Below are 249 nucleotides of genomic sequence, written 5' to 3' on the forward strand. Positions count from 1 at the left end.
CCTGTCTCACATACTGTTACGTTACCCGGAGCAGTTGGTGCTGATGGTGCGCCATTGATTGTTAAAACAACAGCTGTTCTTGTCAAACTTGAACAAGTTCCGTTTGAAGTCTGACCGTATAATGTTTTGGTAGCAGCAACTGTACTTACTAATGTTGCCGGATTTACTATGTTTCCTCCTGTGGCAGCATCATACCAAACAATGCTTGAACCTGCTGGTACTGTAGCGGTAGCTGTTAGAGTTTGTGAA

1 protein-coding gene is annotated in these 249 nt (G+C 43.8%); it reads right to left on the minus strand.

Annotated features, from left to right (window positions below; all coding sequences use genetic code 11):
- Nucleotides 1-249: hypothetical protein (locus ACHRVZ_RS21450; RefSeq protein ID WP_395425059.1), on the minus strand; the 249-nt coding region annotated here is incomplete at both ends.

The sequence above is a fragment of the Flavobacterium sp. FlaQc-57 genome (genome assembly GCF_044007395.1).
Lineage (GTDB): Bacteria > Bacteroidota > Bacteroidia > Flavobacteriales > Flavobacteriaceae > Flavobacterium.